This window comes from Pseudonocardia sp. Ae331_Ps2 (genome assembly GCF_001932405.1).
In the GTDB taxonomy this organism is placed as follows: Bacteria; Actinomycetota; Actinomycetes; order Mycobacteriales; family Pseudonocardiaceae; genus Pseudonocardia.
Genome location: NZ_MCIM01000001.1, coordinates 2,530,917 through 2,547,461, shown reverse-complemented (window position 1 = coordinate 2,547,461; position 16,545 = coordinate 2,530,917). Strand labels below are relative to the sequence as shown.

The following is a 16,545-nucleotide window of genomic DNA, read 5'->3' as shown; positions in this document are numbered from 1 at the left end:
TGCGGGGCCCGTCGTCGACGGGGGCGGGTCAGCCCGCGGCGAGGGCCTTCTTCACCGCGGCGGCGACACGGCCGCCCTCGGCGCGGCCCGCCGCGGCGGCGTTCGCCTTCTTCATGACCTGTCCCATCTGCCGCATGCCGGGCCGCTCCCCGGTCTCGGCCTCCACCTCGGCGACGGCGGCGGTCGCCAGGGCGGCCACCTCGTCGTCGTCGAGGTGGGTCGGCAGGTACCGGGCGAGGACCTCGCCCTCGGCGCGCTCACGGTCCGCGGACTCGGGGCGGCCGCCGTCGGCGAAGGCCTGGGCGGACTCGGCACGCCGCTTGGTCTCCTTGGTGATGACCGCGCGGACCTCGTCGTCGGAGAGCTCCCGGGCGGTGTCACCGGCCACCTCGGCGTTGCCGATCGAGGTCAGGACGGATCGCAGGGTCGTCCGGACCAGCTCGTCCCTGGCCTTCATCGCGGTGGTCAGGTCGGCCCGCAGCTGCTCCTTGAGGGTGCTCACGGGTCGCCACGATAGTCCCGCGACGTACGCTGGATCGCGTGAGTATCGCTGGGACCCTCGCACGCACCGCCGCCGGAGCCGCCCTGCTCGGGGCCTCGGGAATCGGGTACGCGGCGGGGATCGAGCGACGGCACTGGACGCTGCGCCGGGTCGAGCTGCCCGTCCTCGACGAGGGTGCGCGGCCGCTGCGGATCCTGCACCTGTCGGACTTCCACCTCATGCCGGGCCAGCGCAGCAAGATGCGGTGGATCGCCGCGCTCGACGAGCTCGACCCGCACCTGGTGATCGACACCGGGGACAACCTGGCGCACCCCGACGCCGTCCCGGGCGTGCTGACCGCACTGGGGAGGCTGTTGGAGCGGCCGGGCGCGTTCGTGTTCGGCAGCAACGACTACTACGGCCCCACCCGGAAGAACCCGGCCCGCTACCTGCGTCGCGGGGACACCAGGCGGGTGCACGGGGCGGACCTGCCCTGGACCGACCTGCGCGCCGCGTTCCGCGAGCACGGCTGGGTCGACGCCACCCACGCCCGGCACCTGCTCGAGGTCGACGGCCGGTCGGTCCGGATCGCGGGCGTCGACGACCCGCACCTGAACCTGGACCGCTACCCGCGCATCGCCGGCCACGACGCCGACGCCGACCTGCGCATCGGGCTGACCCACTCCCCCGAGCCGCGGGTGCTCGACGGCTTCGCCGCCGACGGCTACGACCTCGTCCTCGCCGGCCACACCCACGGCGGCCAGCTGCGGCTGCCCGGCTACGGCGCACTCGTCACCAACTGCGGGATCGACCGGGGCCGTGCCCGCGGGGCGAGCCGCTGGGGCAGCCGGATGCGGCTGCACGTGTCGGCCGGGCTGGGCACCTCGCCGTACGCGCCGGTGCGCTTCGCGTGCCCGCCGGAGGCCTCGCTGCTGACCCTCGTACCGCGGACGACCGGCCCCGATGCGCGGACGGGAACCCCCGCGCAGGCCACGGAGGGCATCGGGTAGAGTTCTCCACGGCTCACGGGGAGACCCGAGTGTCCATCGGGGTGTGGCGCAGCTTGGTAGCGCGCTTCGTTCGGGACGAAGAGGTCGCAGGTTCAAATCCTGTCACCCCGACCACATGAAGGCCCAGATCCAGCGGATCTGGGCCTTCGTCGTGTTCCGGTGGACTACTCCCCGACGAGCCCCGCGAGCCCGTCCAGGGTCCGCGCGAGGCCGAACTCCCACGCGCGATCCGGATCCCAGGCGCTCCCGTGGGCCGCGCCCACCGCGCTGCCGACCCGGACCGCCAGCGGGTAGACCTCCGGGTCCAGCACGCGGTCCAGCAGCGGCGCGTTGACCGCCCACCACTGCTCGTCGGTCAGCGACGATGCCAGGGCCGCCTCGCGGGCCTCCTGCTCGGCGAGAGCGGCGGCGGACGGGTTCGCCTCGCTCACCCGCGACGACGTGGGCATGAACGTGATCTTCCTGCGACGCGGCCTGGAGACGCTCCCGGACGACCAGCGCGGCCTCCACGCGGCCGGGCAGATCCTCGCGTTCACCGTCGACGACCTGGAGGGCGAGCTGACACGCCTCGTCGAGGAGGGGGTCGCCATCACCATGCCGCTGACCACCGAGGAGTGGGGCGAGCGAGCCTTCCAGGTCCGCGACCCCAACGGCGTCGTCGTCCAGCTCGTCGACTGGAACGGGGCGACCGCTCCCCGGTAGCGGACCGCCACCGGCTGCTCGACGGCCCGTGGTCGGAACCACCGGGGCACGGGCGACCCGCCGGGGTGGTGGGGTGCGACGACAGGGCGTGATGCGGGATCCTGGAGGAATGAGTGAGAACCCGGTAGCGCTCGAACTGGACGACGCGGGACTGGCCGGTGGCCTCCCCCGCCCGGCACACCAGCTCGACGGGATCCAGGACGTACCGTTCCGCCCGGTCCAGTTCCGCGACAACGACCTCCCGACCGCACTGGAACGTGCCGCGCAGTGGCTGCGCGAGACCCAGACCTGGCTGGGCGAGCCGGTGGACGTGATCGCCATCCACCTCGACTACAACGAGGCCTCGGAGGCCGCGTACTACGAGCTCAAGCTGCTCTGCAACGAGGAGGACCTCGCCGGCGCACCCATCGCGGTGCGGCAGCGGGCCGCCACCGACGCCTGATCCCCCGACGACGGGTCGTCGCCCCGGCCCCCGGGGCGACGACCGTCAGTGACGAGGGTCACGATCGGCACCATGATCAGCAGGTCACGGACCCGGGATCGTCGCCTCCGGGCCCGCCGGGAGGAACGGGTGTTTGGCCCACACGGCGTGCTGCAGTAGCGTTCCTCTCGGTCACCGTAGTTCTGAGTTTCGTGTTTCGCAGGCGTCCGCAGAATGATGATGCGGGCGGATCCGCTGTCTTTGGTGTAGCTGAAGCTGGCTGCCGTCTGGGAATTCCTCTGACCCGGGCAGCCGCACGACGTGGTTGTTCCGTCCGAAAGCTGCATGACAAGGAGTCACCATGACCAACGGAACCGTGAAGTGGTTCAACGCCGAGAAGGGCTTCGGCTTCATCGCTCCCGAGGACGGCGGCGCTGACGTGTTCGTCCACTACTCGGCGATCGAGGGCAGCGGCTTCAAGGAGCTGCAGGAGAACCAGGCCGTGTCCTACGAGGTCACGCAGGGCGCCAAGGGCCCGCAGGCCTCCTCGGTGTCCCCTCGCTGAGACACCCCGCCCGGCAGTAGCGCCGGGCAGTAGTTCCTCCGTCCGATGGCGGCATCCCCACTGGGGGTGCCGCCATCGGCGTGTTCCGGGCGGCTAGCGTCGTGCCGTGCCGCTGTCCGCCCGTCAGGCCTCGTTGCTCGGATCCTGGCTGCCCGGGCACGAGGTCGTGGCCGACCTCGGCTGGGGCCTGGTCGGGACCACGGTGCTGCGGGTTCGCCACGACGGCGTCGACCTCGTCGTGAAGGCCGGCGACGACGCCGACGCCCACATCGCCCGGGAGATCCGCGCCCACCGCGAGTGGCTGGCCCCGCTCGTCGCCCGCGGTCGTGCGCCGGAGCTCCACCGGGCCGATGCCGACGCGAAGCTGCTGGTCACCCGCTACCTGCCCGGGGCCCTGGTGCAGGACACACCCGCCGAGCACGAGCCGTCGACCTACCGCGGGGCCGGGGAGCTGCTGGCACTGCTGCACGACCGCGTAGCCGTCGACGACGACGGCTACGGCGCCCAGTTGCGCGACACCGTCCTGACCAGGCTCGGGCGTCCGCACCGCATCGCACCCGGGATCCTCGCGCGGCTGCGGGCGGAGGTGAGCGGCTGGCCGGTCCCGGCGGCCCGGCTCGTTCCCACCCACGGTGACTGGCATCCGCGCAACTGGTTGGTGCACGACGGGGCGGTCTCGATGATCGACCTGGGCCGGGCGGCACTGCGCCCACCGCTCACCGACCTCGTCCGCCTGGCGTCCCGCCAGTTCCGGTGGGACCCGGCGCTGGAGGCTGCCCACCACGAAGGCTACGGCGGCGACCCGCGCGAGCCCGGCCCGTGGCGCCGCGAATGGGTCGCCGAGGCCGTCGGCACCGCGACCTGGGCCCTGCAGGTCGGCGACGAGCCGTTCGAGGCCCATGGACACCGGATGCTCGCCGAGGCGTTCCCGGACTAGCGTGGCGCGGTGCCCCTCGTCGTCGCTCCGGCCACCTCCTTCGACGACCTCGCGACCCTGCTGGGCCCGAAGCGCTCCCCCGACGCGTCGGTCTGCTGGTGCCTCTCGCACCGGCTGCCCGCGGCGCGGAACCGTGCCCTGACCGGCCGGGCCCGGGGCGAGTACGTCCGGGAGCTGACGACCCGCGTGGTCGCGCCCGGCGTCGTCGCCCACGACGACGGCGAACCGGTCGGCTGGGCCGCCGTGGCCCCGCGCGCGGAGCTGCCGTTCGCCCGCTCCCGCACCATCCCGCGCGTCGACGACCTCCCGGTCTGGTCGGTGTGGTGCTTCCGGGTCCGTGCCGGCCACCGGGGCCGCGGCATCGCGCACGCCCTGCTCGCCGGCGCCGTCGGGTACGCCCGCGACCAGGGCGCACCGGCCGTCGAGGGCTACCCGGTGGACAACCGGGGAGCCCGGGTCGACCTGACGATGGCCTATGTCGGCACCCGCGCGTTGTTCGAGGCGGGCGGGTTCACGGTCGCCGCGGAGACCACCGGGGTGTCCGGCGGGTTCCCGCGGGTGGTCATGCGCCGGTCGACGTCCGGCTGAGCTCCCGGCGGCGCAGCAGGTACCCGGCCGCGGCGGCGAGCAGCCCGGCGAGCGCCAGACCGTGCTCGAACCAGGCACCCCAGCGGGTCGCGAACGTCAGCTCGGTGCGCAGCGGCACCTGCTCGACCAGGGTGTCGGCGGTGTAGAGCCCGGTCCTGGCGACGACGGAGCCGTCCGGCCGGATCACCGCGCTCGCCCCGGACAGCGCCGCGACGACCGCGGCCAGGCCGTGCTCGACGGCCCGCAGCCGCGACATAGCGAGGTGCTGCCAGGTCATCTCGCCCCGCCCGTACCAGGCGTTGTTGGTCGGGATCACCAGCAGCGAACCACCGTCGGCGACGCCGTCGCGCAGCACGTGGTCGTAGGCGGTCTCGTAGCAGATCGCCGTCGCCACCCGGGTGCCCGCGACGGGCAGGACCCCGGGCGCCGTACCCGGGGTGAAGTCGGCCAGCGCGACGAACGGGGTCAGGTACTGCGTGACCGCCCGCAGCGGGATGCGCTCGCCGAACGGCACGAGCTCCTGCTTCGCGTAGCGCTCCCCCGCTCCCGTCCCCGGGTTCCAGACGACCACCGCGTTCTCGGTGTCGGTCGCACCCGCCTCGTAGTTGGCGCCGATCAGGAACGGCACGCCGAGCGCGTCGACGGCCCGGTCGACCGCCGGGTCGACGCCGTCGGTCGACAGCGAGCTCTCGGGCCACACGACGAGGTCCGGCCGCGCGACCGCGCCGGACCGGACCCGGTCGGCCAGCACGGAGGTCTCGGCGAGGCTGTTCGCGCGCAGGGTCCGACCGGCCGAGAAGAGACCGAGCCCGATGTCGGGCGCGTTGCCCTGCACGACCGCGACGGTGCGGGTGCCGTCCTGGGCGTCGACGGGCGGGGTCGGCACCGCGAGCAGCACGAGCACGATCACAACGACCGGGACGAGGCCGACGACCCGGCGCGGGCGCTGCAGGAACGCCGCCACGCAGAATCCGGCCGCGACCACCGCGACCGACACCAGTGGGGCCCCACCGATCGCGGCCAGCGGCAGGAACGGTCCCTCGACCTGCCCGAACGCGACCCGGCCCCAGGGGAAACCGTTCAGCGGGAACCTGCTCTGCAGCCACTCCTGCGCGGCGAACGCGAGCGCACCCCACACCGGTGCGGCGGGCAGCCGGGCGGCGAGGGCGACGAGCGCGCCGCCGAGCGCCGGGAACCCCGCCATCACCAGCGACAGCCCGACCCACGGGAACGGCCCGTAGTCGCGGCCCAGGAAGTCCTGGATCCACATCAGGTGCGCCAGGTAGAACGCGAACCCGAACACCGCACCCAGCCACGCGGCACGGCGTACCCGGACCCCGGACAGGGCCCACCAGAGCAGCGCGAACGCCACGATCGCGGTCCACCACACGGTGCGCGGCGGGAACGCCAGGTGCAGCAGCACCCCGCCGACGACGACCGCCGCGATCCGCGGCGCGAGTGCCTTCACCACGGGGTCAGCATGATCCGGTCGCGGCGCGGGCCCGCGCGCGGGTCCGGACGAGCACCGCCACCACCACGCCGACGACGAGCAGCGCGCCCGCGTAGGCGGCCGCGAGCTGCCCCGGCCGACTGGAGAAGTCCCCCGCGAGCGGCGGCACCAGCACCGCGGACACCGCCACGACTCCGGTCAGCACCGCCCGCGGCCGCGGGCGGTGCGGCACGCAGGCCAGCGGGGTCAGGGCCCACAGCAGGTACCACGGGTGCAGCACCGGCCCGAGCACGACGACGGCGCCGAGCACCAGGCCGAGCGCCGTCGTCGCGGTGGTCCGGCCGCGGGCCTGCGCCACGAGCACCCCGGCCGCGAGCACCGCGGCGAGCACCGTCCCGACGGTCCGCGCCACCGTCAGCGCCGCGGCCGGGTCCGCGCCGAGCACGCCCGCGAGCGCCGCGGCCCAGTTGGTCGGCGCCATCCAGCTGAACAGCTGCCCGGGTGCGGAGACCGCGGCGAGCCAGCTCCCCGCGCCGACCTCGACGGACGACACCACGAGCGCGACCGCCACGGAGACCCCCGCGACCAGTGCGACCGCGGCCCACCGGTGGGCGCGGCCGGACGCGGACCGGGTCGCGGCGACCGCCAGGACCACGAGCCCGGCCGCCGCGGGGACCTTCACCAGCGCCCCCAGCGCGACGAGCGCGGTGCCGGCGACGAGCGACGTCCGCGGCCCGCGCAGCCCGACGGCGAGCCCCAGGAGCAGCAGCGCGAGCATCGGCCCGTCGTTGTGCATCCCGCCGACGACGTGCCAGAGGACCAGCGGGTTCGCGACGCCCCACGCCAGTGCCGTCCCGGGCGGGACCCCGTGCACGCGGGCCAGGCGCACCACGGCCCACGCGATCCCCGCCACCGCGACGACGGCGAGCATCCGGTACGCCGCCACCCCGGCGACCGCCCCGTCCCCGGCGACGGCGGCGACCGCCTTCTGCCACAGGTCGGTCACCGGCCCGTAGGGCGACGGCGTCTCCCGCCAGTAGCCGTCGACCCGCGCGAGGACCGGCGACCCGGCGGGCAGCCCGGCCGCCGGGCCGGTCCGGTGCGGGTCGGCCCCGCCGAGCGCAACCATCCCCTGGGCGAGGTAGCTGTACACGTCGCGGGAGAACAGCGGCGGCGCGACGAGCAGCGGCGCGGCCCAGGCGAGCAGCGCACGCACCGCGTGGGCGGGGGCCACCGGTGCGCGCACCAGCAGCAGCCACGCCACGACGACCAGACCCATCCCGGCCACCGCGGCGCCGAGCGCGAGCGCCGCCTCGGGCCGGAGCACCACCGCCCAGGCACCGCCGGTCAGCAGCACCGCTCCGGCCGCGCCGAGCACCGTCGGCACCCCGGCGACGGCGCCGGGCGCAGGCGGCACCGCACCGACGACGCCAGGCGCAGGCGGAGCCCCTCCGGCGGCACCGGGCGCAGGCGGGTCCTGGCGGCGTTCCTCCCCCACGGCCCGGTCAGACGGTCGGGGCCGCCGGGCCGTCGGAGGCCTGGAGCGCGCCGGCGGGGAGCCGGTCGACACCCCAGCTGCGTTCGATGTAGCCGACGATCGTGTCGATGACCTCGGCGGGCACCCGGCCGGGCTCGCCGAGCTCCAGCGGGTCGCCGTGGAAGATGTAGAGCCGCGATGCGAACTGGTCGAACGGCAGCGACGCCTCGCCGAAGCGTTCCCCGTTGCCCGCGGTCGAGACGACCACGCCGTCGCCCCAGTCCTGTCCGCTGTCGTTGTTCGGGTTGTAGAAGTACACCCGCATCACGTCGCTGGGGTCCGGCGCGACCCGCAGGATCGCGATGGCGTGCCAGCCGACGTAGCGGGCGGCGCTGTCGGTCACCGCGATCCCGGCGGGCTGCGGGTGGATCAGCGGCTGCCCTCCGTTGTAGGCGGGGTGGTAGCCGGCGTGGAACTGGCGCAGGAAGGCGTCGAGGTCGATGAGGTTGCCGGTTTCGACGTCGACGTTGATGTGGAAGCCGCGGGCCGCCCACCAGCCGTGGAACTCCGGGTTGACCCAGCGGTGCGGGTCCCCGGGCCGGTCCGCGCAGCGACGGCCCATCTCGGCGTAGATCCGGTCCAGGTGCGGGACGACGACCAGCGACACCGGGTCGAGGTCGATCGGCAGCTTCTCCGCGACCCCGGCCCCGATCTCCTGCGACGAGATCCGCTGTCCCTCGAAGTGCATGACGATCTCGTCGTCGCGGGCCGCCCAGACGACCATCTGGAGCAGGTAGTCCGGGTCGTTGTAGGCCCACATCGACAGGGCGCGCGCGGACTGGCAGGTGGGGTTGTCACCCTGCCCGACGCCGAGCGGCTGGCCCAGCATCGACAGCACGCCGGCCAGCAGCCGTACCTCGGGCTCGGGCTGCTCGCCGAACGCGGCGACCAGGCGTTCCCGGGCGGCCGGGCCGATCTCGAGCGCGATCTGGCGCCACAGCCCGGGCACGACCGGCGGCTCGTAGAGGATCCCGCGGTCGAGCAGCAACGCCAGACCGTAGATGCACTGCGCGGTGTGCGGGGTGACGGCCTCCTCGATCAGCCGGTGGACCAGGTCGCGGAAGCGCAGCAGGCAGTTCTTGCCGGTGTCGGACAGGCCGAGCGCCTCGGCGAGCAGGTAGTCGCTCTCGTGCCGCAGGAACTGCAGCAGCTCCGCGTGGTACGGCGACACGAGCCCGGTGTCGTGCATGGCCCGGGCGAACCCGGCCGCCTCGTACTGCAGGCCGCCGGTGTCCATCGCCTCCAGACGCGAGCGGAAGACGTCGATGCCCGGGTCCTCGCGACTCGCCTCGGTGGTCCCGAACAGCGCGGTGATGAGCCGATCGAGGCCCTGCCCGGAGGACAGGTCGACGCTGGGGTCGCCGCGCCACACCGACAGCCGGGTGATCAGCGACGTCACCTGGTCGACCTGGATCGGACGTTGGCGCAGGATCCGCCAGATCTCGGCGACCAGCTTGTCGAGGATGCTGTCGTAGCCGATGCCCTCGGCGATGTGGCGGAACAGGTCGCGGATCATCTGGGCCGTCCGGCCCTCGTGGACCCGCTCCGCCTCGGTCGGCGGGGTGAACAGCAGCTCCAGGTTCATCGCCAGCACCTGGGACAGGAACTGGCGGGCCTCGTCGGCCGAGATCGCGGGGTGGTCGTACTCCCCCAGGGCGACCGCGAGCATCCGCAGCTCGCTGGTCGCCTCCATCACCACCGTGTCGGCGACGCCGCTGTGCAGCCCCGCCCCGACGAACGCCGGGACGAGGATGTCGGGCTGGGCCCAGTCGGTGCCGGCGAACACGCCGGCCTCCTCCAGCTGCCGGGCACGGGCCTGCACGGCGGCGGGGCCACCCTCCTGCAGCAGCACGCGACGGAGCTGCTCCAGAACCCTGCGGATCTTCGTCGTCTTGCCGAAGTCCGTGGTCCGGGCAAGGTCGCGGGTGGCGTCGTCGAGCGAGACCAGGCGCCTGTCCAGCACGGAGGTCCCACTCGCGACGTCGACGGTCGGTTTCACACGGCTTCCCTCGTTCGGGCTCCACGGCCGTGGGCGGGGTACCCGCCCTCAGACGTAGAAGTCGAGTTCTTCCTGCTTCTTCAACAGATCCCGCATCCGGTAGGGGTCGTCCCCGAAGAAGTACAGCAGACCCCAGTGTGTGCCGAACGCGGTCCTCTTCGTCACCGTCTCCTCGACCGGCGACGTGAGGTCGTGCGACTCGTAGTAGTCGTCGTCCTCGGTCTCCTCGGGGATCTGCAGGCTGCTGACGACGCGGCGGCGCGGGTAGACCCCGAAGCAGCCGGCCACGCCGGAGGCACCCTCGACCTCCTTCGGGAAGAAGGCGTCGATCTCCTCCTCGGTGGTCTTCGGGTCGAACGCCAGCACGAGGCCCTGGTAGGCGTTGAAGCCGTAGGAGCGCTCGAGCAGCTCGAAGACCTTGAAGCCCGGCGGCCGGTACGCGACCTCGCCGAAGTACATCTCGCCGTCGGAGGTGACGAAGTACTCCGGGTGGACGAAGCCGAACTCGATGTCGAAGGTCTTGATCAGCTTCTCGATCTGGGCGGTGATCGCGGGCCGGTACTTCTCCAGCTCCGGGGTCGCCGGCACGAACACCGAGTAGCCGAGGGTGACGTACTCGGAGATGTTGAGGAACTTGATCTTCCCCTTGTGCACCCACGCCTCGACGGCGAACTCCCACCCGTCGAGGTGGGACTCCATCAGGAGCGGGAACTCCTCGTCCGGGATGTTGTCGATGTCCTCGTAGGTGCGCACCACGCGGTGCCCGAGGCACCCCGCCTTGTCGAACGCCTTGATGTGGATCGGGTCGTTCGGGTCGCCGTCGAGCTTCAGCAGGGTCTGGTTGACGCGCTTGAGGAAGCGGACGATGTCGTCACGGTCGTGGGCCTCCTCGAAGATGCCCACCCGGATCCCGCCGAGCTGCGCGCGCCGCTTCATCAACGCCTTGTCCCGGAGCAGCATCGCCTGCCCGAACAGCCGCGGGTTGTCGAGCAGCACCGAATTGATCGCGCCGGCCCATTCCACGGTTTCCTCGAACAGCGGGATGGCGACGTCGACGCCCATCTCCTGCAAGGTCTCCGCGATCTCCATCGAACGGTCGTTCAGCCGCTCGAAATTCCACGGGACGTACGGGATCTCGTGCTCCTTGCAATACTCCTCCGCCCAGTCCGGGGCCACGACGACGTATCGGCGGTCGAAGCGGTCGATCGCCTCCACCGCGTTGAGACTCCACCCGAGAAGAGCGACGTATCCCTTTTCTGGATTCTTGGCGACTGAGTCGGACCGAGGCATGGAAAAGCAACCTCCCGATTTCGACGAATTTAGGCGGCGAATGCTTGAGTCCACACCGTACCCCGAGCACGCCGCAACGGCGGATCGTGGCGGGCGGGGCTCAGTCCTCGTCGGATCCGTCGACGCCGGACAGCCGGACCAACCTGCGCAGCCGCCCGGCGACGGTGTCCTTGGTCAGCGGCGGGTCGGCGAGACGACCGAGCTCCGCCAGGGACAGCGACGGGTACTCCAGGCGCAGCAGCGCGGTCTCCCGCAGATGGGGGGCGACGTCGTCACCGAGCACGCGCAGCGCCACCCGGACCCGCTCGGTCGTCGCGGCGGCCGCCGTCGCGGCCCGACGGGCGTTCACCGTCTGCAGCGACCCGTCCGTGCCGGTCGTACCCCGCGGGGTGACCGGGACCCGGCTCAGCACCTCGGCCACACCCGGCGCCCCGACGCTGCGCAGCAGGGCCTCGGCACTCTCCGGGTCCCGCACGACGACCCGGTGCTCGCTCACCGTCTCCTGCGGCGCGGCCAGCACCCCCAGGCCACGCGCCGCGCCGACCAGCGCGAGCACGACGGCCGGGCCCGGGCAGCTGACGACCAGCCGGACCCGCCCGGCCGGCCTCGCGACGCGGCCCCGCGCGATCAGCGCCCCACGCCAGACCCCGGCGGCCACGGCGGGCCCCGCCGCGACGACGGCCGGTGGCAGCCCGAGCACCGGCCGTCCGGTCCGGTCGACCAGCCCCGTCGCCCGGGCCAGATCGGTCCCGGGCGCCGTGACCCGCACCTGGTAGCGCAGGGTCCCCCCGCCGCCGGTCACGACCTCGGCCCGCAGGCCGCCCCGGCCGTGCAGCGCCCCGAGCTCGGAGCGCATCCGCAGTGCGGGCGCCGGGGAGTCGAACTCGGCGCGGATCGTCGTCGTGCCGTCGCGGACGCCGACCTCCCCCGCCAGGCGCAGCTGGGTGACGAGCCCGGCATGGCGGACACCGGGGCGCTCCTCGCGGACCGCGCCCAGCTCACGCTGCAGCTCGGCGGTCACGCGCTCCAGGTCGAACACGATCGTCTCCTGCGGAGGGGAAGTGGCAGGGCGGGGAACACATCCCCCGAGGCGAACCCCGCCCTGCCGGGTAGGGCGGGGCGCCGGAGCGCCCCACCGTGGCGGGATCAGTCCTCGGACGTGTCGGCGTGCATCGGGCAGCGTGGATCGATGCAGGGCCTGCTCTCGCTCCCCGCCCGGAACGCCGCGTTCGCGAGAACCGAGCACAAACAGCCCCGGGCCTTCGCCCGCGGCCCACCGGGCGCCAGATCGTCGACCGGTACCGGACCCGGCCGACCCCCGCCGTTCGCCCCCTCGGACATGGCTCCACCTCCGCACGACTGCGCGCCCGGAGTTCCCCGCCGGCGGGGCCCGTGCACAGATACATCCGGTGGCCGCCACGAGGGTCCGAGACCTGCCGGGGCGACCGGCTCGCGACGGTACTCTATACGCGGAGTAACGCCTATTTCGGCTCGGCTCTCGTTGGGTGTAAAGATTCGGGCCCCAGAGTGAGCCCCCGCCGTCGGGCCATCCCCTCGATCTGCACCCAGATCAGGTCCGTCAGGTGGTCGGTGACGACGGCGCGATCCAGCGTGTCCCCGGTCGCCCGGCCGCGCAGCCACCACTCCGCGGTCGCCTGCACCGCGCCGACCACCGACTGCGACCACACCTGGACCAGGCCGGACTCGTCGACGTCGAGCATCTCGGCATAGGCCCCGAGCAGGCCGGTCAGTGCGGAGGCGATGAACTCCCGGCCGGCGTCGACGACCTCGCCCCGCTGGCCGGGCAGTCGGCGACGGAACAGCAGGTCGACACCCGGTGAGTCGTCGAAGAAGCCCATGGCCGCGTCGACCGAGTCGTGGATCCGCGTCCGGACCGCGCTCTCCCGGTACAGGGCGGGCATGAGCCGTCCCATCAGGCGGTCGGTCGCCCGCTCGGCCATCGCGTCGAGCAGCGCGGCCCGGTCACCGAAGTGCCGGTAGATCACCGGCTTGGTCACCCCGGCCTCGTGCGCCACCTGGTCCAGGCCGAAGTCCTCCCCGTCACGGCCCAGCACGACCAGCGCCGCGTCGACCACCTGTTCGCGACGGCGCGCGCGGTGTGCGTCCCAGCGCGTACTGCGACCGTCGGACCGGAGGTCGTCCTCGGACCCGGGCTCCGTGCGGTCGGACGACACGCCCACCATGCTCCTCCCTCGACGCGCCCGGCGGGAGTAGGGCCGGACCCGCGCGACAGTGGATCACGAAGACCACCCGGCCGGCTCAGCGCGGCGCGGTCATCCCCCGGGTGACGATTTCGGCGAGGGCGGTCGCGCCCGTGTCGTCGATCGGACCGCCGTGCACCGCCACGCGCCAGACGGGCACGCTGCCGTGGACGCGGCCCTGGACCGGATCCTGGCTCACGACATGGCGGGCTTCGCCGCGCCCTGGGCACCCGACGGCACGATGACCTTCCCGTTCGCGGCGCCCGGCTCCCCGCGCGGAGTACACGCTGCGCTAGGTTGCGGTCGTGACCGTCGGCCCGGAAGGCATCACCGGACACCTCGACCGCTGGAGCCCGCTGGAGGTCCAGCAGGTGTTCGGCCGCACCGGACTGGCGGAGGCCGCCCGATGACCGTCCTGGTCACCGGGGCCACCGGCACCACCGGGCGCCGCGTCGCCGACCTGCTGGAGGCCGCCGGGGCCGACGTCCGCCGGGCCGCCCGGTCCACGTCCCCTCGGTTCGACTGGCTGGACCCGGCGACCCACGACTCCGCGTTCGAGGGTGCCGAGAGCCTGTACCTGCTCCCGCCGCTCGCCACTCCCGACCCGGCCCCCGTTCTCGCCCCCGTCCTGGAGCGGGCGGTCCGGCGCGGTCTGCGCCGGGTGGTGCTGCTGAGCGCGGCCGCCGTCGAGCGCGGCACGCCCGGGTTGGGCGCGGTGCAGGACCTCGTCCTGGACACGGTCCCGGAGCCGTCGGTGCTGCGTCCGTCGTGGTTCACCCAGAACCTGCTCGGTGACCACCTCACCGCACGCGGGCTGCGCGCCGGTGAGCTGGTCACCGCCACCGGGAACGGCCGGATCCCGTTCGTCGACGCCGGGGACATCGCCGCCGTCGCCTCCGCGCTGCTGCTCGCCCCGGCACCACCCGAACCGGACGTGGTGGTCACCGGGCCCGCGGCCCTGTCCTACGACGACGTGTGCGCGGTCTGGACCGAGGTCACCGGACGGCCGGCCCGGCACCGGCCGGTGACCGTGTCCGAGATGACCGCCCGGCTCGTCGCCGACGGGATGCCCGCCGACTACGCCGCCGTGCTCGCCGGGCTCGACGGGCTCATCGCCACCGGGTCCCAGGCCCGCACGAGCGACGCGGTGCGCCGGATCACCGGGCGCGACCCGCGCAGCGTGCGGGACGTCCTGCGGGAGGCCTACCCGGCGCGGTCATGACCACGGCCACACCGACGATCATCGCCGGGCACCGCGTGCGAGGCTCACCCACGGACGCAGTGGACGACGCGAGGAGGCGTGGTGCGACGGGTGGTCTGCCGGGAGTTCGCCGATCCGGAGCGGTTCGAGCTGGTGGAGGAACCGACCCCCGAGCCGGGTCCGGGCGAGGTGCTCGTCGCCGTCGAGGCCGCCGCGGTCAGCTTCGTCGACGGGCTGATCGCCCGCGGCGACTACCAGCTGCGGCCGCCGTTGCCGTTCACACCCGGCAGCGCGATCGCCGGGACGACCCCGGACGGCAGGCGGGTCGCCGCCCTGCTCACGGGCTTCGGCGGGTTCGCCAGCCACGCCGTCGTCCCGGAGGGCCTCCTGGTCCCGGTACCCGACGAGGTCGACGCGGGCGTCGCGGCCAGCTCGCTGGAGAGCCACGGGACGATCGCCTTCGCCTTCCGGGACCGGGTCACCGTCCGGCCGGGTGAGTGGGTCGTCGTGCTCGGGGCGAGCGGCGGGATCGGGCAGGCCGCGGTGGACCACGCCCGCGCCGCGGGGGCCCGGGTGCTCGCCGTCGCGTCCACCCCGGACAAGCGTGCGGCCGCGCTCGAGGCCGGGGCGGAGGTCGCCGTCGGCTACGACTCGCTCAAGGACACGATCCGCGGGCACACCGGCGGAGGTGCGGACGTCGTGATCGACCCGGTCGGCGGCGACGCCGCGGAGGCCGCGCTGCGGGCGCTCGCCGCCGGCGGCCGGTTCTGCGTGCTGGGTTTCACCTCCGGCACGATCCCGAAGCTGCCCGCCAACCTCGTGCTGCTGCGGAACCGGACCGTCGTCGGCGTGGACTGGGGCGACTGGTCGCGCACCGACCCGGCCGCCTCGCGGGACCTGGCGGAGGACGTGCTGCGCCGGATCGGCTCCGGGGAGCTGCACCCGGCCCGCCCGCGGACCCTGTCGCTGGACGACGCGGCGACCGCGACCCGCGCCTACGCCGAGCGCTCCGCGGTCGGGAAGCTGGTGCTCACGCCCTGACCGCAGGCGCCGTCATCAACCCTGATGACGGGCGGTAATGGCCACGTCACACCTCTCGATAGGTCGTTCGTCGGAGCGGGCAGCTCCGGTAGGACCACCGTGAGAGGACCTCCCATGACCGCCACCCAGTCCTGGCCCGCCGTGGAGCCGGCGACGCAGCCGATCCCCGTCGTGCGACGGGGGAACACCCCGGCGACCGCCGGTTTCTGGCTGGGGATCGTGGGGCTGGTGGCCGGGTGGGTCCCGTTCCTGGGTCTGCTCGTGACGGTGCCGGCATGGGCGCTCTCGCAGGCCGGTCGGCGCCGGTTCCGCACCGGCGCGACCACGACGGCGGGGCGCAGCGGCGCCGGGCTCGCCCTGGGCGTGGCGGGCAGCGTGCTCTGTCTGCTGACGACCACCATCGGCGTCATCGGTGCCGCGAACGCACCGCAGCCGGCGCTGCCGGCGGCGGCACCGGCCGCCCCCGTCCCCGCAGCCGCCCCCGCCCCGGTCGCGGTGCCGGACGTCGTCGGCATGACCGATGCCCGGGCCCGCGAGGTCCTGGCGCAGGCCGGCTTCACCCACGTCGTGCTCGGCCCGCCCTCCCCGGCGGCCGCCGGGGTCGCCGCGGGCACGGTCACCGCGCAGGACCCGGTGGGATCGACGACGTACGACCGCGCCGCCGCGGTCACGCTGACCGAGGCCGCGGCACCGGCCGTGCCGGTGGCCCCCGCCGCGGCGGCGACCGACGCGCCGGTGGCAACCGACGTCGACCGTCCGTACGTGCCCGCGCCGGCACGGCCGCTCGTCGCGACCCCGCCCGCCCCGCACACGGCCGTCGCCGCACCGCGCCCCGCCCCGCAGGCGCCGCGCCCGGCCGCACCGGCCCCGCGCCCGGCCGCCCCGGCGGCACCGGCACCCGCTGCGCCGGCCCCCTCGTCCGGCGGTGGGTCGGCCTACTACGCCAACTGCACCGCGGCCCGCAACGCCGGTGCGGCCCCTCTGTACCGCGGTGCCCCGGGCTACCGCTCGGCGCTGGACCGGGACGACGACGGCATCGCCTGCGAGTGAGGCTGGGTCCACGACACGGTGCCCGGCGGTGACGAGGTCCCGCCGGGCACC

At 74.1% G+C, this 16,545-nt stretch carries 18 protein-coding genes and 1 tRNA gene; 10 read left to right on the top strand and 9 right to left on the bottom strand.

The annotated features are described in order from the left end of the window. Positions 1-28: 28 nt before the first annotated feature. Complete coding sequence (locus tag Ae331Ps2_RS12210; protein ID WP_075308817.1) at positions 29-502, bottom strand: GatB/YqeY domain-containing protein; 474 nt, start codon at positions 500-502, stop codon at positions 29-31. A 38-nt stretch (positions 503-540) separates the two neighbouring features. Between Ae331Ps2_RS12210 and Ae331Ps2_RS12205 the strand changes: the two genes are divergently transcribed. Next, positions 541-1,491 carry a metallophosphoesterase gene (locus tag Ae331Ps2_RS12205; RefSeq protein WP_020627794.1) on the top strand — a complete coding sequence of 317 codons (951 nt, stop codon included), beginning with the start codon at positions 541-543 and terminating at the stop codon, positions 1,489-1,491. A 37-nt stretch (positions 1,492-1,528) separates the two neighbouring features. After that, positions 1,529-1,605, top strand: a tRNA-Pro gene (locus Ae331Ps2_RS12200). Between the two features lie 50 nt (positions 1,606-1,655). On the opposite strand, the gene Ae331Ps2_RS30420 is transcribed toward Ae331Ps2_RS12200, so the two are convergent. After that, positions 1,656-1,940, bottom strand: a complete 285-nt coding sequence (locus tag Ae331Ps2_RS30420; protein ID WP_139318853.1) for a TetR/AcrR family transcriptional regulator C-terminal domain-containing protein — start codon at positions 1,938-1,940, stop codon at positions 1,656-1,658. Between Ae331Ps2_RS30420 and Ae331Ps2_RS12195 the strand changes: the two genes are divergently transcribed. The 5 genes from Ae331Ps2_RS12195 (at position 1,939) to Ae331Ps2_RS12175 (ending at position 4,704) form a co-directional block, all read left to right on the top strand. Then, on the top strand, positions 1,939-2,193 hold the full coding sequence (locus tag Ae331Ps2_RS12195) for a glyoxalase/bleomycin resistance/extradiol dioxygenase family protein (protein WP_083695499.1): 255 nt from the start codon (positions 1,939-1,941) through the stop codon (positions 2,191-2,193). The genes Ae331Ps2_RS30420 and Ae331Ps2_RS12195 overlap by 2 nt on opposite strands. A 109-nt stretch (positions 2,194-2,302) precedes the next feature. Beyond that, positions 2,303-2,635 carry a hypothetical protein gene (locus tag Ae331Ps2_RS12190; RefSeq protein ID WP_020627797.1) on the top strand — a complete coding sequence of 111 codons (333 nt, stop codon included), beginning with the start codon at positions 2,303-2,305 and terminating at the stop codon, positions 2,633-2,635. Between the two features lie 340 nt (positions 2,636-2,975). Next, positions 2,976-3,179 (top strand): cold-shock protein, encoded by a 204-nt coding sequence (locus tag Ae331Ps2_RS12185; protein WP_020627798.1) that lies wholly within the window; start codon positions 2,976-2,978, stop codon positions 3,177-3,179. 106 nt (positions 3,180-3,285) lie between these two features. After that, positions 3,286-4,116, top strand: coding sequence for a phosphotransferase (locus tag Ae331Ps2_RS12180; RefSeq protein WP_075308821.1), 831 nt, complete (start codon positions 3,286-3,288; stop codon positions 4,114-4,116). 9 nt (positions 4,117-4,125) lie between these two features. Then, complete coding sequence (locus Ae331Ps2_RS12175; RefSeq protein WP_075308824.1) at positions 4,126-4,704, top strand: GNAT family N-acetyltransferase; 579 nt, start codon at positions 4,126-4,128, stop codon at positions 4,702-4,704. Here Ae331Ps2_RS12175 and lnt read toward each other — a convergent pair. The 7 genes from lnt to Ae331Ps2_RS31960 all read right to left on the bottom strand — a co-directional run bounded on the left by lnt (position 4,679) and on the right by Ae331Ps2_RS31960 (position 13,401). Further along, positions 4,679-6,175 (bottom strand): apolipoprotein N-acyltransferase, encoded by a 1,497-nt coding sequence (lnt, locus tag Ae331Ps2_RS12170; RefSeq protein ID WP_139318854.1) that lies wholly within the window; start codon positions 6,173-6,175, stop codon positions 4,679-4,681. The two genes, Ae331Ps2_RS12175 and lnt, sit on opposite strands and share 26 nt — an antisense overlap. 4 nt (positions 6,176-6,179) lie before the next feature. Further along, entirely contained in the window at positions 6,180-7,571 is a 1,392-nt protein-coding gene (gene mptB, locus Ae331Ps2_RS12165; protein WP_075308826.1) for a polyprenol phosphomannose-dependent alpha 1,6 mannosyltransferase MptB, read from the bottom strand. Between the two features lie 88 nt (positions 7,572-7,659). Further along, positions 7,660-9,654 (bottom strand): hypothetical protein, encoded by a 1,995-nt coding sequence (locus Ae331Ps2_RS12160; RefSeq protein ID WP_233147709.1) that lies wholly within the window; start codon positions 9,652-9,654, stop codon positions 7,660-7,662. A gap of 84 nt (positions 9,655-9,738) precedes the next feature. Beyond that, positions 9,739-10,980, bottom strand: a complete 1,242-nt coding sequence (locus Ae331Ps2_RS12155; RefSeq protein ID WP_043276708.1) for an acetyl-CoA carboxylase biotin carboxylase subunit family protein — start codon at positions 10,978-10,980, stop codon at positions 9,739-9,741. A gap of 100 nt (positions 10,981-11,080) precedes the next feature. Beyond that, complete coding sequence (gene whiA / locus Ae331Ps2_RS12150) at positions 11,081-12,019, bottom strand: DNA-binding protein WhiA (protein WP_170917023.1); 939 nt, start codon at positions 12,017-12,019, stop codon at positions 11,081-11,083. A gap of 442 nt (positions 12,020-12,461) precedes the next feature. Continuing rightward, on the bottom strand, positions 12,462-13,175 hold the full coding sequence (locus tag Ae331Ps2_RS12145) for a TetR/AcrR family transcriptional regulator (protein WP_170917022.1): 714 nt from the start codon (positions 13,173-13,175) through the stop codon (positions 12,462-12,464). Positions 13,176-13,260: 85 nt separating this feature from the next. Beyond that, entirely contained in the window at positions 13,261-13,401 is a 141-nt protein-coding gene (locus tag Ae331Ps2_RS31960; RefSeq protein ID WP_020623941.1) for a hypothetical protein, read from the bottom strand. A gap of 207 nt (positions 13,402-13,608) precedes the next feature. On the opposite strand from Ae331Ps2_RS31960, the gene Ae331Ps2_RS12140 reads away from it, so the two are divergent. From Ae331Ps2_RS12140 to Ae331Ps2_RS33960, 3 genes are all read left to right on the top strand, one after another. Further along, complete coding sequence (locus Ae331Ps2_RS12140) at positions 13,609-14,424, top strand: ergot alkaloid biosynthesis protein (protein ID WP_075308832.1); 816 nt, start codon at positions 13,609-13,611, stop codon at positions 14,422-14,424. Positions 14,425-14,505: 81 nt separating this feature from the next. Next, positions 14,506-15,444, top strand: coding sequence for an NADPH:quinone oxidoreductase family protein (locus Ae331Ps2_RS12135; RefSeq protein ID WP_075312489.1), 939 nt, complete (start codon positions 14,506-14,508; stop codon positions 15,442-15,444). Positions 15,445-15,558: 114 nt separating this feature from the next. Beyond that, positions 15,559-16,494 (top strand): excalibur calcium-binding domain-containing protein, encoded by a 936-nt coding sequence (locus Ae331Ps2_RS33960; RefSeq protein ID WP_175581810.1) that lies wholly within the window; start codon positions 15,559-15,561, stop codon positions 16,492-16,494. Positions 16,495-16,545: the final 51 nt, after the last annotated feature.